Annotated in this window: 13 protein-coding genes and 1 pseudogene; 3 read left to right on the forward strand and 11 right to left on the reverse strand. The window is 67.6% G+C overall.

Annotated elements, in window-relative coordinates:
• Window positions 1–9 precede the first annotated feature (9 nt).
• From K3F48_RS06355 to K3F48_RS24235, 3 genes and pseudogenes are all read right to left on the reverse strand, one after another.
• The gene (locus K3F48_RS06355) at window positions 10–342 is read right to left on the reverse strand and encodes a cytochrome c (protein WP_222574585.1); all 333 of its coding nucleotides are present in this window, start codon (window positions 340–342) and stop codon (window positions 10–12) included.
• 91 nt (window positions 343–433) lie between these two features.
• The gene (locus K3F48_RS06360; protein WP_222574586.1) at window positions 434–763 is read right to left on the reverse strand and encodes a cytochrome c; all 330 of its coding nucleotides are present in this window, start codon (window positions 761–763) and stop codon (window positions 434–436) included.
• Window positions 764–813: 50 nt separating this feature from the next.
• Window positions 814–1,009: pseudogene (locus K3F48_RS24235) on the reverse strand (aminotransferase); the annotation flags it as partial.
• Here K3F48_RS24235 and K3F48_RS06365 point away from each other — a divergent pair.
• Window positions 950–1,117: a hypothetical protein gene (locus K3F48_RS06365; RefSeq protein ID WP_222574587.1), complete on the forward strand. Its 168-nt coding sequence runs from the start codon at window positions 950–952 to the stop codon at window positions 1,115–1,117. The pseudogene K3F48_RS24235 and the gene K3F48_RS06365 overlap by 60 nt on opposite strands.
• Window positions 1,118–1,355: 238 nt before the next feature.
• Here K3F48_RS06365 and K3F48_RS06370 read toward each other — a convergent pair whose 3' ends face one another.
• The 4 genes from K3F48_RS06370 to K3F48_RS06385 all read right to left on the reverse strand — a co-directional run bounded on the left by K3F48_RS06370 (window position 1,356) and on the right by K3F48_RS06385 (window position 4,989).
• Complete coding sequence (locus K3F48_RS06370; protein WP_222574588.1) at window positions 1,356–2,084, reverse strand: DJ-1/PfpI family protein; 729 nt, start codon at window positions 2,082–2,084, stop codon at window positions 1,356–1,358.
• 132 nt (window positions 2,085–2,216) lie between these two features.
• On the reverse strand, window positions 2,217–3,263 hold the full coding sequence (locus tag K3F48_RS06375) for a GlxA family transcriptional regulator (RefSeq protein ID WP_255608418.1): 1,047 nt from the start codon (window positions 3,261–3,263) through the stop codon (window positions 2,217–2,219).
• 19 nt (window positions 3,264–3,282) lie between these two features.
• On the reverse strand, window positions 3,283–4,500 hold the full coding sequence (locus K3F48_RS06380; RefSeq protein WP_222574589.1) for an LL-diaminopimelate aminotransferase: 1,218 nt from the start codon (window positions 4,498–4,500) through the stop codon (window positions 3,283–3,285).
• 126 nt (window positions 4,501–4,626) lie between these two features.
• Window positions 4,627–4,989 carry a hypothetical protein gene (locus K3F48_RS06385; protein ID WP_222574590.1) on the reverse strand — a complete coding sequence of 121 codons (363 nt, stop codon included), beginning with the start codon at window positions 4,987–4,989 and terminating at the stop codon, window positions 4,627–4,629.
• Between the two features lie 333 nt (window positions 4,990–5,322).
• On the opposite strand from K3F48_RS06385, the gene phaC reads away from it, so the two are divergent.
• Window positions 5,323–7,608, forward strand: a complete 2,286-nt coding sequence (gene phaC, locus K3F48_RS06390; protein ID WP_222574591.1) for a class I poly(R)-hydroxyalkanoic acid synthase — start codon at window positions 5,323–5,325, stop codon at window positions 7,606–7,608.
• 36 nt (window positions 7,609–7,644) lie between these two features.
• On the opposite strand, the gene K3F48_RS06395 is transcribed toward phaC, so the two are convergent.
• The 3 genes from K3F48_RS06395 to leuS form a co-directional block, all read right to left on the reverse strand.
• Entirely contained in the window at window positions 7,645–8,463 is an 819-nt protein-coding gene (locus K3F48_RS06395; RefSeq protein ID WP_222574592.1) for a MerR family transcriptional regulator, read from the reverse strand.
• A 315-nt stretch (window positions 8,464–8,778) separates the two neighbouring features.
• Window positions 8,779–9,357, reverse strand: coding sequence for an LPS assembly lipoprotein LptE (lptE, locus tag K3F48_RS06400; RefSeq protein WP_255608421.1), 579 nt, complete (start codon window positions 9,355–9,357; stop codon window positions 8,779–8,781).
• Window positions 9,344–11,968 carry a leucine--tRNA ligase gene (gene leuS / locus K3F48_RS06405; protein ID WP_222574593.1) on the reverse strand — a complete coding sequence of 875 codons (2,625 nt, stop codon included), beginning with the start codon at window positions 11,966–11,968 and terminating at the stop codon, window positions 9,344–9,346. Before leuS ends, lptE begins: the two co-directional genes overlap by 14 nt.
• A 151-nt stretch (window positions 11,969–12,119) precedes the next feature.
• On the opposite strand from leuS, the gene glpD reads away from it, so the two are divergent.
• The gene (glpD, locus tag K3F48_RS06410; RefSeq protein WP_222574594.1) at window positions 12,120–13,619 is read left to right on the forward strand and encodes a glycerol-3-phosphate dehydrogenase; all 1,500 of its coding nucleotides are present in this window, start codon (window positions 12,120–12,122) and stop codon (window positions 13,617–13,619) included.
• 114 nt (window positions 13,620–13,733) lie between these two features.
• Here the strand turns inward: glpD and soxR are convergent, their stop codons facing one another.
• Window positions 13,734–14,204, reverse strand: a complete 471-nt coding sequence (gene soxR, locus K3F48_RS06415; RefSeq protein WP_222574595.1) for a redox-sensitive transcriptional activator SoxR — start codon at window positions 14,202–14,204, stop codon at window positions 13,734–13,736.
• Window positions 14,205–14,278 lie beyond the last annotated feature (74 nt).

Genomic DNA, 14,278 nt, shown 5'->3' on the forward strand with positions numbered 1-14,278 from the left:
CGGCCGCTCTTATTTTTTCTGTATCGTCGCCAGATAGGCGAGCAGCGCATCGATCTGCGCGGGCGAGAATTGGAAGCGCGGCATGTCGAGCCCGCCATGCCCGACGACGATGCCCTCGGCCAGCGCCTCCTCGAGATTTTCCAGCGGATATTTGCCGGCGAGCGTGCGGAATGGCGGCGAGGCCGGATTGGGGCTGTCGCCCTTCGCGCCGATGGCGTGGCAGCGGCTGCAATTGGCCTGCGCGATCGCGCGGCCGCGCGAGACCGCGTCATTCGCGGAGGATGCGTCTCGCGCCGAGGCGGCGCAGCTCATCGCTATGAGAAATGCGAGCGCCAGACGCATCGCGTCACCTCCCTCGGTGTGCGAGCCCGCAAGCTCGCGGTCCGGATACGTCGCCTGGACGCGAGCCTTCAGGCTCGCATCTGCGACGCTTCTATTTGATCGTCGCGACATAGCTCGCCAGCGCTTCGAGCTGCCCGTGAGAGAGCACGACATGCGCCATCTCCGCGTGGCTGGCGACCGCATCGCTGAAAACATCCTCGAGATTGTCGAGCGAGAGGCGGCCGAGAATCTCGTGGAAGGGCGGCGCGTCCGGATGGGGGCTGTCGCCCGGGCCGATGGCGTGACAGCGGCCGCAATACGTCGCGGCGATGGCGTGGCCCTTGGCGATCAGGCTCTTGGCGATCGGGCTCTTGGCCGCGAGCGCCGGCGGAGCGGCGGCGAAGACGAGCGAAGCGATGAAAATGGGACGAGCAAAACGCATGGGTCGAGCTCCTGCGCAAAAACGCCGCCGCGGCTCGCGGCGACAGCGGCTCACCCACGCGCCTGCCGCGGCACGACATTGTGCAGCGTCTGATCGGCGCTTTCGGAAGAAGCGCCGCAGATTGCGCGCCGCCTGGCGGATGCGCTGCTCGTTCTCGACCAGCGCGAGACGCAGGTAGCCTTCGCCATGTTCGCCGAATCCGACGCCCGGCGCAACCACGACATCGGCCCTCTCGATGAGCGGCTTCCCGCCGTCTCGACCAGCCTCTCGATCACATGGCGCGGCGCCGGCGGCGCGCGCCGTGGCCTGCAGCCGGTTGACCTGCTCGAAGACGTAAGGGGGAAGGCGGCTTGATGCGACGGAAGTCGGACATGGCTGGCGTCGATCCGCTCGGGGTTCGCCCGGATCCGCGTATGTGACGCATCCGGGATGAAACGAAATTGTGTCGGCCTCGTCGGGCTGAGAGGGCGATTGTCGCTGCGACGGCGGAGAGCTTCAGCATCTCTCCATCATCGCGAGCGCCGCCGCATCTGTCATTGCGTCCTCGCCGGGCGCGCGGGTCCGATGCGGCATTGGAGGGCGGCGAGCGCCGTTATCGATGAAGCACGTCCAGGGAGCGTGAATGCTCGAGATAATCCGTCGATCTGTCGGCGAGCGTGGCGCCCCAGAAACGTTCGACGATCCACAACGCCAGATCGAACGTCGAGGTCACGCCGCCACAGGTGAGCACGTCCTTGTCGTCGACGACGCGCGCTTCGACGACCTGCGCCTTGGTGCGCCGCAGATCGGGCAGCGCATTGTGATGCGTCGTCGCCGGCCGGCCGTCCAGCAACCCGGCGGCGGCGAGCGCCATCGCGCCCGTGCAGGCTCCCGCGACGATGGCGCCGCCCTGGTGAGACGCGCGAATCGCGTTCAGGAGCGCGCCGTTGCCGATCTCGGCGCGAACTCCTTGCCCGGCGCCCGTGACCCAGCCGCCGCCGGGCACGATCAGAAGGTCGGGAACGTCGTCGAGCACGCCGTCCGGGGCGACGCTCATCCCGAAGGCGCCCTTGACCACGCTGCGCGGCTGGAGCGTCACCAGCGCGAGATCCACGCCGGGACGCTGGGTCGCCACAAAGCCGAAAACCCGCATCGGCGCCGTGAAATCGATCTCATCGGCTCCGTCGAAGGCGAGAACGCGAATGCGAAATCTCGATCCGTCTCGCCCCTGGATTTTTTTCGGTTCGCTCGCCTCGATCGGCGCTCCGACCGCCGCCCTGCCCGTGGCGGTCGCCAGCGTCGCGACGGTCAGCAGTCGTTTCGTGAGAGTGCGTCTGTCCATATTCATGTCCTCGCATCGATCCGCGGACGGCATCCGCTTGCCGTCGCCTGCGGATCGTCGCGCGCACCGCCGCGCCGCGTAAGAGCGGCGAGCGACGAAAAACCCACGATTGCCGACAAAGCTTCGTTGCGTTCAACGCAGCGGCGCTGCTCGCCCGAAAGAGGCGCGGTATCGGCCGGGGGTGACCCCCAAATGGCGCGCGAACGCGCGACGAAGGATTTCGGCGCTCGAAAAACCGCTGAGCCGGGCGATCTCGTCGAGCCCGCGAGAGGTCGTCTCGAGCTGTCGCCGCGCCGTTTCGAGGCGAATCCGTTCGACATGCCGGGCAGGCGTCATTCCGGCCTCGCGCGCGAAGACACGGGCGAAATTGCGCGGGCTCATAGCGACGCGGCGCGCGAGCGTGGAGACCGATAGATCGGCGTCGACATTGTCCGCGATCCAGGCGAGCAAATCTCCCAATTGCCGGTCGGCGCAGCTCTGAGCGGCGAGCGTGGCGCTAAATTGGGATTGCCCGCCGGGACGGCGTAAAAATACGACCATCTGCCGCGCCACCCGTAGCGCGATCGCGCCGCCGAGGTCTTCCTCCACCATCGCCAGGGCGAGATCGACGCCCGCCATGACGCCGGCGGACGTGTAGATGTTGCCGTCCTTGACGTAGATCGGGTCGGGGTCGACCTTCACCCGGGGATATTTGTCCGCGAGCTCGCCGCACCAATTCCAATGCGTGGTCGCTCGTCGACCGTCGAGCAGGCCGGCGGCGGCCAGGATCAAGGCGCCGGTGCAAATCGAGCCGAGACGGCGAACCTCGGCGCTCTGCTCCTCGAGCCACTCGAGGAATGCCGGCTCGTATCGAGCTTCGCGGGCGCCCGGACCGCCGGCCACGAGCAGCGTGTCGATCGGATCGCGCAGCTCGCGATAGGTCCCGCCGGCGAGCAGAGGCGCGCCGGCATGGCCCGCGACGACCGAGTCCTCGCCGGCGGAGACGATTTCGAGCCGATAGGCGGGCTCTCCGTCGCTCAGCCGGCTCGCGTCCGTGAAGACTTCGGCCGGACCAAAGACGTCGATCATCCTCACCGGAGGCGCGGCGACGATCACGACGCGCCGCGCCCCACGGGCCTGCATCGTCGACCGGGCGTCGCCATGTCGCGGAGCCGCGGCGCGATTATCAGGGCGTCTCATCGGCGCCCCCACCGCCGCTTCACCCACGCGCCTGCAGCGGCACGACATTGTGCAGCGTCTGATCGGCGCTATCGAAGAAGCGTCGCAGATTGCGCGCCGCCTGGCGGATGCGCTGCTCGTTCTCGACCAGCGCGAGACGCAGGTAGCCTTCGCCATGTTCTCCGAATCCGACGCCCGGCGCAACCGCGACATCGGCCCTCTCGATCAGCAGCTTCGAGAACTCGAGGCTGGTCATGCCGGCGAAGCGCTCCGGGATCGGCGCCCAGGCGAACATGGAGGCGGAGGGCGCCGGAATGCGCCAGCCCGCCTGCGCGAAGCTCTCTACCATCACGTCGCGGCGCTTCTTGTAGATCGCGCGCATCTCCTTGATGCAATCGTCCGGCCCGTTGAGCGCCGCCGTCGCCGCGACCTGGACCGGGGTGAAGGCGCCATAGTCGAGATAGCTTTTCACCCGCGCCAGCGCTGCGCACAGGCGCTCATGGCCGACCGCGAAGCCGATGCGCCAGCCGGCCATCGAATAGGTCTTCGACAGCGAGGAGAATTCGACGGCGATGTCGATCGCGCCTTGAACCTGCAGGATCGAGGGTGGCGGATTGTCGTCGAAATAGACCTCGGCATAGGCGATGTCGGACAGCACGAAAATGTCGTGCTTCTTGGCGAAGGCGACGAGGTCTTTGTAGAAGTCGAGCGAGGCGACGGTCGCCGTCGGATTGGCCGGATAGCACACGACGATGGCGATCGGCTTCGGGATCGAATGGGCGACCGCCTTCTCCAGCCAGGCGAACAGCTGAGGCGTCGGATCGGCCGGCACCGAGCGGATGACGCCGCCCGCCATCAGAAAGCCGAAGGCGTGGATCGGATAGGAGGGGTTCGGCGCGAGCACGACATCGCCCGGCGCGGTGATCGCCTGCGCCATATTGGCGAAGCCTTCCTTGGAGCCGAGCGTCGCGACGATCTGCGTCTCGGGGTCGAGCTTCACGCCGAAGCGGCGCTCGTAATAGCCGGCCTGGGCGCGGCGCAGGCCGGCGATGCCCTTGGACGCCGAATAGCGGTCGGTGCGCGGCCGCCCCGCCGTCTCCACCAGCTTCTCGATCACATGGCGCGGCGCCGGCAGGTCGGGATTGCCCATGCCGAGGTCGATGATGTCGGCGCCGGCGGCGCGCGCCTTGGCCTTCAGCCGGTTGACCTGCTCGAAGACGTAAGGAGGAAGGCGCTTGATGCGATAGAAGTCGGACATGGCTGGCGATGCATCCGCTCGGGTTTGTCGGGACATGCGCCGCGGCAGCCCCGGTCTGGTTCTCGAAATTCCGCCGGCCCCTCTCGGCCGAAAGAGGGAGTGTGGCGCGAAACCCTTTCGAAAAAACTAGGGCCGCCGCGTCGCCGCGTCCCGCGTTTTCGGCGGCGGCGCGTCGGGCGTCTTGACGCGCGCGGCGCGCGCGCGGGCGGCGGCGCCCGCCGCTTCGAGCTCCTTCAGCCGGGCGTCGGCGTCGGCCTGCGCCTGCTTGCGGTCGGGACGCGGCTCCTTGGGCGCGAAGGGCGCATAGTCGAGATCGGCGGGGCGCGAACGCCCGACGAATTCGGCGGTCGGCGGCGGCGCGTTGCGCAGCCCGGCGCCCTCGAACGCGCGGCCGATTGCCGAGCCGATGGAGGAGGGCCCGTCCTCCGCGGCGCGCGCGGGGGAGGCGAATGCGGCGGCGATCAGAACATACGCGAAAAACGGTCTCATCGAGGAGGGCTCCAGCGGCGCGCCCGTCATAGTGCGACAATGCGGCTTTGATAAGTGCGGCGCTGGAGCGCTTTGCGATCGAACGGAATCGTTCGATCGATCAGAATTCGCTCCAAATCAGAAAAAGCTGGAGCAGTTTTCGATCGGAAGCTGCTCTGCGGCGCGCATCGGGGCGGGCTGCGATCTTCCGTCGCGGCCATGTCGCGCTTACGTATTGAAGGAGCGCATTTCCCGGTTCGAGCGGCTTTCCGAACCTCTGCGGGATATGCTCTAAGGAAGACGACGAAAGGGCGGCGCGAGACTCACGGCCCCCTCGGGCGACAGGACGACGAAATGACCGCAGGACGCCGCTCAGCGGCCGGAGCCAAAGGGCGGCCGCCCCGAATCCGCGAGGCGGCCGAGACCAAGCTCGTCGTCGAGGAGACCGCGCCGACAAAGGCCGCGGATGTCGGCCTGCCGGCGCGGGACGGCCGCGAACGGCGGCGCGCAAATGGCGTGGCGCGCGAGATCGCGGCCCCCGAACCCGCGCAAAAGAAGAAGAGCGGCAAGGCCAAAGCGAAGCCGCGGGCGTCTGGCCCCGCGCCGCGCGAGGCCGCGATCGCCGTCGCCGAGCCGCACGCCAAATTATCCGCCGAGCCGCCGCCCGCCGAGCCGACGGTGGAGGAGCGCCGCCGGCTCGAGCTCGCGGCCGCCGCCGCTCTCATCGCCGGCGCCGCAGCCGAGCTGACCGAGGCGCAGCGCCGCAGCCTGATGGGGCAATTGCTGGCGCTCGAGCCGGCGCCGTCCCGAACGCCCGTGCTTTTGCCTGCGGCGCCCGCGCGCAAGGCGTCGGCGGGCTCCGGCGAGTCGACAGCGCATGATTTCGAGATCATCGCCGAAAATCTGGCGCGGCTCGTCGACCAGGGCCGCAAGGCGCTCGCCGCCGCGGTGGGCGGCATCGAGCCGGGCGACACGCGCAGCGAGCTGGCCAGCAATGTCGCCGACGCGACCAAGACTCTCGGCGCCGTCGCCGAGCGTTGGATGGCGAAGCCCGAGCAGGCGGTCGCGGCCCAGGCCGATCTTCTGACCGGCCTCGGCGCGATCTGGAGCCAGACCCTGCGCCGCTTCTCCGGCGCCGACGTGCCGCCCGTCGTGCCGCCGGACCCGAACGACAAGCGCTTCGCCGCGCCCGAATGGCGCGACAATCCCTTCTTCGATTGCCTGCGCCAGTCCTATGCGCTGACGACGCGCTGGGCGGGCGATGCGGTCGAGCGCACCGAAGGGCTCGATCCGCAGACGAAATCCAAGGCCGCCTTCTACACGCGGCTCATCGCCAGCGCCCTCTCGCCTTCCAATTTCGTCGCCACCAATCCCGAGCTGCTGCGCGCGACGCTCGACGCGCGCGGTGAAAATTTGGTGCGCGGCATGAAGATGCTGACCGAGGATCTCTCCGCCGGGCGCGGCATGCTGAAGCTGCGCCAGAGCGACGAGAGCAAGTTCGAGCTCGGCGTCGACATGGCCGACACGCCGGGCAAGGTCGTTTTCCGCACCGCCGTGATGGAGCTCATCCAATATGCGCCGTCGACGCCGACGGTCTATGCGCGCCCGCTGCTGATCGTTCCGCCGTGGATCAACAAATTCTACGTGCTCGATCTCAATCGCGAGAAGAGCTTCGTGCGCTGGGCGACGGCCCAGGGCCTCACCGTCTTCGTCATCTCCTGGGTCAATCCGGACGAGAGCCAGGCCGAGAAGGGCTTCGAGGCCTATATGAAGGAGGGCGTGCTCGCCGCCCTCGACGCGGTGCAGCAGGCGACCGGCGCGAGACATGTCGCGGCGGCGGGCTATTGCGTCGGCGGCACCATGCTCGCCGCGACCCTCGCTTATATGGCGGAGAAGGGCGACGACCGCATCGACAGCGTGACGTTCTTGGCGACGCAGGTGGATTTCACCGACGCCGGCGATATGCAGGTGTTCATCGACGAGGCGCGGCTCGCCGCGCTCGACGAGGCGATGTCGCGCACCGGCTATCTCGAGGGCGTCAAAATGGCGACGACCTTCAATTTGCTGCGGCCGAACGAATTGTTCTGGACCTATTTCGTCAACAATTACATGAAGGGCGTCGAGCCCGCGGCCTTCGATCTCCTCACCTGGAACTCCGACTGCACACGGATCCCGCGCGCCAATCACCTCTTCTATCTGCGCTATTGCTATATCGAGAATGCGCTGTCGCAGGGCCGCATGGTGATCGACGGCGTCACGCTCAATCTGCGCAAGGTGAAGATCCCGATCTATGAGCTCGCCGCCAAGGAGGATCACATCGCGCCGGCGCGCTCGGTGTTCACGGGCGCGAAATATTTCGGCGGGGACGTGCGCTATGTGCTCGCCGGCGCGGGCCATATTGCCGGCGTCGTCAATCCGCCCGACAAGAACAAATATCAATATTGGACGGGCGGTCCGCCGACCGGCGTCTATGAGGATTGGGTGAAGACGGCCAAGGAGACCAAGGGCTCCTGGTGGCCGGACTGGCTCGCCTGGATCACGGCTCAGGCGCCGGAGCAGGTTCCCGCGCGCCTCCCGGGCGACGGGGCGTTGAAGCCGATTTGCGACGCGCCGGGGGAATATGTGCGCGTGCGGGCGTGAGGGGGCCGGGGACGAAGCTCGGCCGCCCTCCTCTCATCATGCGCGGAGCGGCAATTCGCCACGCGCCCGCATTCCGTCGGCGATCTTTTGCACGAAGGCGAACTCTTCGGAGCTGATCGGAATCTTGTCCGCAACCGTCGGGTCCGACATCGCCTCTTCCCAGATCGCTCGCTCCTTGCGCTCGATTTCCGCGTCGCCGCGCGTGAAATAGGAAATCATCTCGATCCAACGCCGCGCCAGCGCGCAGGCCCTCGGCGAGGATGCGTCGTTCGCCGCCGTCAACGCCCGCGCCTCCTCGAACATCGTCCTCCACGCCGCCGAGAAGCTCGGCTCGTCGTAGCCGGCGACCGCATAGGCCTGTCGCTTCAGTCTGATCAATTCCTCGCGCCGCTCGGGCGTGTAGTGCTTGGCGAGGATCGGCGCGAACGCCGCCCTCCACTCTTCCGGGGTTTTCGATTTGTCGTACATTACCGTCTCCCGTGTGAGCCTGACAATGTCGTCGGGAGGAAGCCTGCCTTCGCGCGCCAGCGTTTTGCGTGCGGCGTCGATCAGCGACAGCGCGTGATCGGCTTCTGAGCGACGCGCCTGCAGCATCTGCTGTTGCAGCTCCAGGACGGCGCCCAAACCTGTCGAGCCGACCGCGAGCAGCTGGCCGATGCGTTGCAACGAGAAGCCGAATTGCTTCAGCGCGAGAATCTGATGCAGGCGCGCCGCCTGCTCCGTCCCATAGGCGCGATAGCCGGCCGCCGTGCGCACGGGCCGAATCAAGCCCTTGCGCTCATAGACGCGTAACGCCTTGACGCTGATTCCCAATCGCTCGGCCATTTCGGCCGGCCCGAACCAGGGCTCGTTCATGCCGACATCCTCCTTCCGACCGATCCTGTTGTCGGGCCGGTCCCGAGGGCCGGGTCAAGAGAAAATCGCAGGTCGCAGAGCGATCGGCGAGCGAGCCATGGGGCGCGCGACCGGGAGCGAGCGCCGAAGAGGCGTCATTGAAATAAAGCCGCAGGCCGCACAGCGCGAGCATCGAGGACGATGGCGAGAAAAACGCCGCCGGCGACGCCCGAGACGGCCACGGATCGACGACGAACGTCCCCATTTCTGACGAGGCTCATCCGTCCCCACTTCGCGGGGCCGCCTTCTCCCGCTATAGCGGAGAAGGGAGCGCCCTCACTTCGCCAGCACCGTCGCGACGCGCGTGCGGATCTGGTCGGCGATCACTTTGGCGTCGCGGATCTCGCCGTCGCGCGCGGCGCGGACATTGGCGAGACGATTGCTGAAGCGGTCATAGCTCGCCACGCCGAAGGCGACGCCTTGCGTGATGATCTTTTCGTCGGCGATGGAAATCAGCCTGTAGGCGGCGTCGATGATGATGGTCGCCGAGGTGGCGCGGCCGGTGACGGTGTCGAGGATCGGCGTCTGCACGCGCTCCTTCAGCTCGACGAGCAGCCGATAGCGCGGCGCAACCTGCGAGCCCGTGCCATTGAAGGCGAAGATCAGCTCGTTGCGCACATAATGGCCGGCGCGGTCGGGAATGGGCGCGACCTCGACCGCCTGCAACTCCGCCGCGAGCGGCGCGCCGGTTCCGATCGGACCATAGAGCGGCCGAATTTCGTTGCAGCCGGACAGCGAGAACGCCAGCGCGAGCCAGAGCGGGACGCTGGACCGCGAGCCTTCGGGCTCGCTCCCGAACGCGCGCAGGCGAGCCCGAAGGCTCGCGGTCCAGATTGGCTGTTCAGACCACCACATTGACGATCCTCTTGGGCACGAGGATGAATTTCTTCAGCGGCTTGCCTTCCATCGCGCGCACGACGCCCTCTTGGCTCAGCGCCTCCTCGCGGATCACGGCTTCGGAAGCGTCATGGGCGACGACGATTTCCGCACGTTTCTTGCCATTGACCTGCACCGGCAGCACGATGGTCTCCTGCGCCACCAGCGCGGCGTCGGCGACGGGCCAGGGCGTCGCGACGATCGGCTCGGCATGGCCGAGATCGCGCCAGCATTCCTCCGCCACATGCGGCGTCATCGGCGCGATCAGCAGAGCCAGCGTCTCCGCCGCTTCCCGGAAAGCGAAGGCGAGATCGGCGTCGACCGGCGTCGTCTCGATCTTATCGAGCGCCGATGTCAGCTCATTGGCGAATTCGCGAATGCGGGCGATCGCCGTGTTGAAGCGCAGCCGCTCGATAGTGTCGCCGACCGCGGCGATGGCGCGGTGCGTCGCCTTGCGGATGTCGAGCGCCGCGGCGCCGAATTCCGCCGGCGCGCTCGCGCCGAGCGGCGCCGACACATTGGCGAGCTCGCCGGTGAGGCGCCAGACGCGATGCACGAAGCGCGAGGCGCCCTGCACGCCCTCTTCCGTCCACACCACGTCGCGATCGGGCGGCGAGTCGGAGAGCACGAACAGGCGCGCCGTATCGGCGCCATAGCTGGCGATGATGTCGTCCGGATCGACGGTGTTGCGCTTCGACTTCGACATCTTCTCGATCGAGCCGATCTCCGCCTCCTCGCCAGTCTCGATTAGAAAGGCGCGGCGGCCTGTCTCGCTCGTCTCGAAACGCAGCTCGGTCGGCGCGATCCATTTGCCCGAGGCGGCGCGATAGGTCTCATGCACCACCATGCCTTGCGTGAAGAGGCCGGCGAAGGGCTCGGCGACGCCGCCATGGCCGCCATGGCCGGAGTCGCGCATGGCGCGCGAGAAGAAGCGCGAATAGAGGAGGTGCAGGATCGCATGCTCGATCCCGCCGATATATTGATCGACCGGCAGCCAGCGCGCCAGCTGCTCCGGATCGGCGGGCGCGGCCGCATTGTGCGGATCGGCGAAGCGCGCGTAATACCAGGACGAATCGACGAACGTGTCCATCGTGTCGGTCTCGCGCCGCGCCGCCGCGCCGCACTTCGGACAGGCGACATGCTTCCATGTCGGATGATGGTCGAGCGGATTGCCCGGCCGGTCGAAACTCACATCCTCCGGCAGCTTCACCGGCAGATCCGCGTCCGGCACGGGCACGACGCCGCAATCGGGGCAATGGATGATCGGTATCGGACAGCCCCAATAGCGCTGCCGCGAAATGCCCCAGTCGCGCAGCTTGTAATTGATCTTGCGCTCGCCCTGCGGACGGCCGTGCAGCTGCGCCGTCTCGAGCCGTTTCGCCGCCTCTTCCTTCGCCTCGGCGACGGTGAGCCCGTCGAGGAAGCGCGAGTTGACGAGCCGCCCCTCGCCGTCGAAGGCCGTCTCACCGATGACGAGAGTCGAAGGATCGACGCCCTCCGGGCAGACCACCGGCGTCGCGCCGAGGCCATAGGCTCGCGAGAAGTCGAGGTCGCGCTGGTCATGCGCGGGACAGCCGAAGATCGCGCCCGTGCCGTAATCCATCAGGATGAAATTGGCGACATAGACCGGCAGCGTCCAGGACGGATCGAAGGGATGAACGACCTTCAGGCCGGTGTCGTAGCCCTTCTTCTCGGCGGTCTCGATCGCCGCGACCGAGGTGCCGATGTGGCGGCACTCCTCCGCGAAGGCGGCGAGCGCCGGATCGCTCGAAGCCGCCTTGCGCGCGAGCGGGTGATCCGGCGCGAGCGCGACGAATTTGGCGCCGAACAGAGTGTCCGGCCGCGTCGTGAACACCTCGATCTCGCCCGCAGGATCGCCGGCGAGGGCGAAGCGGACCAGCAGCCCTTCCGAGCGGCCGATCCAATTGCGCTGCATCAGCCGCACCTTCTCCGGCCACCGCTCGAGCGTGTCGAGCGAGGCCAGAAGATCGTCCGCATATTTGCCGATGCGCAGGAACCATTGCGTCAGCTCGCGCTGCTCCACCAGCGCGCCGGAGCGCCAGCCGCGCCCGTCCACCACCTGCTCATTGGCGAGCACGGTCTGGTCCACGGGGTCCCAATTGACCTTGGACTGCTTGCGGTCGACGAGGCCGTGAACCAGAAAATCGAGAAACAGCTTCTGCTGATGCTTGTAGTAAGCGGGATCGCAAGTGGCGATCTCGCGCGACCAGTCGAGCGAGAGGCCCATGGATTTCAGCTGCGTCCGCATCGACGCGATATTGGCGTAGGTCCAGGTCGCCGGATGCGAGCCGCTCTGCTGGGCGGCGTTCTCGGCCGGCAGGCCGAAGGCGTCCCAGCCCATCGGATGCAGCACGTCGAAGCCCTTGGCGCGCTTGTAGCGGGCGATGACGTCGCCCATCGAATAATTGCGCACATGGCCGACATGGATGCGCCCGGAAGGGTAGGGGAACATCTCGAGCACATAATATTTCGGCTTTTGCGGATCGCCGCAGGCAAAGGCCTGCCGCTCCTCCCAAATCTCGCGCCATTTGGGCTCGGCCGCGGCGAAATCGTAGCGTTCAGGTCTCATGGGCAGACGGCGTGTCCTGCTGGAATTTTCGAGTTTCGCCTGTAATGCAGGGCGTCGCCCCGCTTGTCAAAGCGAGACGGCGCCACGCCGCCGCGCGGGGCGGCCGAATCGCCTATGCTGAGCGCGCGGGAATCCCGAGCCGGAGGCCGCCATGATCTACGATCTTCTCATCGTCGGCGGCGGCGTCAATGGCTGCGCCATCGCCCGCGACGCCGCCGGGCGGGGGCTGCGCGTCCTGCTCGTCGAGCAGACGGACCTCGCCGCGGCGACCTCCTCTGCCTCGACCAAGCTGATCCACGGCGGTCTGCGCTATCTCGAGCAATTTGAGTTCCGCCTCGTCCATGAGGCTTTGGCCGAGCGCGAGCTGCTGCTCGCCGCCGCGCCGCATATCATTCGCCCGCTGCAGTTCATCCTGCCGCACGAGCGCTCGGTGCGCCCGGCCTGGCTGGTGCGGCTCGGTCTCTTTCTCTACGACCATCTCGCGCGGCGACAGCGGATACCCGGCTCCAGCACCGCGCCGCTCGCGGGCTCCGCCTATGGCGCGCCGCTGGAGCGCGCCTATCGGCTCGGCTTCTCTTATTACGACTGCCGGGTCGACGATTCGCGCCTCGTCGTGCTGGAGGCGATCGACGCGCGCGAGCGCGGCGCGGAGCTGCGCATCGGCGCCAAGCTCGTCGGCGCCCGCCGCGACGGCGACGCCTGGCTCGCTTCCGTCGCCGGCCCCGACGGCCGCGTCGAGAGCGTCGGCGCCCGCGCGCTGGTCAACGCCTCGGGCCCCTGGGTCTCGGAGACGCTGACGCAGCGGCTCGATCTGCGCTCGAGCAAGCATGTGCGGCTGGTCAAAGGCTCGCACATCGTGACGCGCCGGCTCTATGAGGGCGAGCACGCCTATATTCTGCAGCGCCCGGACAGGCGCATCGTCTTCGTCATTCCCTTCGAGGAGGATTTCACGCTCATCGGCGCCACCGACGCGCCCTTCTTCGGCGCGCCGGGGCCGGTCGCGATCGACGCCGACGAGATCGACTATCTCGTCGCCGGCGTCGATCATGTCTTCCGGGAAAAGATCGGGCGCGGGGACATCGTCTGGAGCTATTCGGGCCTGCGGCCGCTGTTCGACGACGGCGCGCTCGAAGCTTCCGTCGTCACGCGCGACTACGCCTTCGATCTCGCGCGGGAGGAGGGGGCGCCGGCCCTGTCGGTGTTCGGCGGCAAGATCACCACGGCGCGGCGGCTCGCCGAACATGCGCTCGACGCGCTCGCGCCGTTTTTTCCGCGGCTCGGCCCCGCCTGGACCGCGCGCGCGACGCTTCCCGGCGGCGACCTCGGTCCGGGCGGCTTCGACGATTTTCTCCGCGAGGCGATGCGCGCCAAGCCCTTTCTCGACCCTCGCCTCGCGCGCCGGCTCGCCCATGCCTATGGGACGCGGCTCTGGCGCTTTCTCGAGACGGCGCGCTCGATGGAGGATCTCGGCGCCGATTTCGGCTGCGGCCTGACCGAGGCGGAGCTCGCCTATCTTCGCGATGAGGAATGGGCGCGCTCGGCCGAGGATGTGCTGTGGCGGCGCTCCAAGCTCGGCCTGCGCCTGGATGTGAGGCAGCAGGCGCGGCTGGCGCGCGCCTTCACGCCGCCCGCGGCGGGTGATTCAGGCTGATGCGATTGGGCTCGACCTCGTCGCCGCGCTCCGGGCTCGCAGCATTGATGCGATTCGGCCGGTCGCGAGTCCGCAGCCCGTCGCAGGCGAGCGCGGCGTGATCCTGGCGTGCTTCTAGCAATTTGCTGCTCGCACGCCGTCGCCGTCCAACAATACCGCTCCTTGGCCGTCAGCGCCGAGCCGGTCGGAAGGATTGCGCAGCGGGCAATCCTCCAAGGACAGGCAGCCACAGCCGATGCAGCCGTCCAAATGGTCGCGCAGTCGGGTCAATCCGTCGATCCGCGCCTGCAGCGCACGCCGCCAATTGGCGATCAACTCGCGGACGGCCGCAGCCGTCGGCTGTTTCCCGGCCGGGACCGGCTTCAGGAGGTCGATGATCTCCGCGAGCGGGACGCCGAGGCGTTGCGCCACTCGGATAATGGCGATCCTCCGCAGAATGTCGCGCGAGAAGCGTCGCTGATTGCCGCGGCTGCGAATCGACGCGATCAGCCCCTTGGCTTCATAGAAGTGAAGAGTCGAAATGGGGACCCCGCTTCGCTGCGCCACCTCGCCGACGGTCAGCAGCTGCGCAAGCTTTGTGGTCATGACGATTGCCCTCTTGACCTCAACTTAACTCGAGGTTTTATACAGGCTGTCGGCTTGTCGGTGCAAGCCCTTCG

Origin of the sequence: Methylosinus sp. Sm6, assembly GCF_019802345.1 — a bacterium.
Classification (GTDB): Bacteria; Pseudomonadota; Alphaproteobacteria; order Rhizobiales; family Beijerinckiaceae; genus Methylosinus.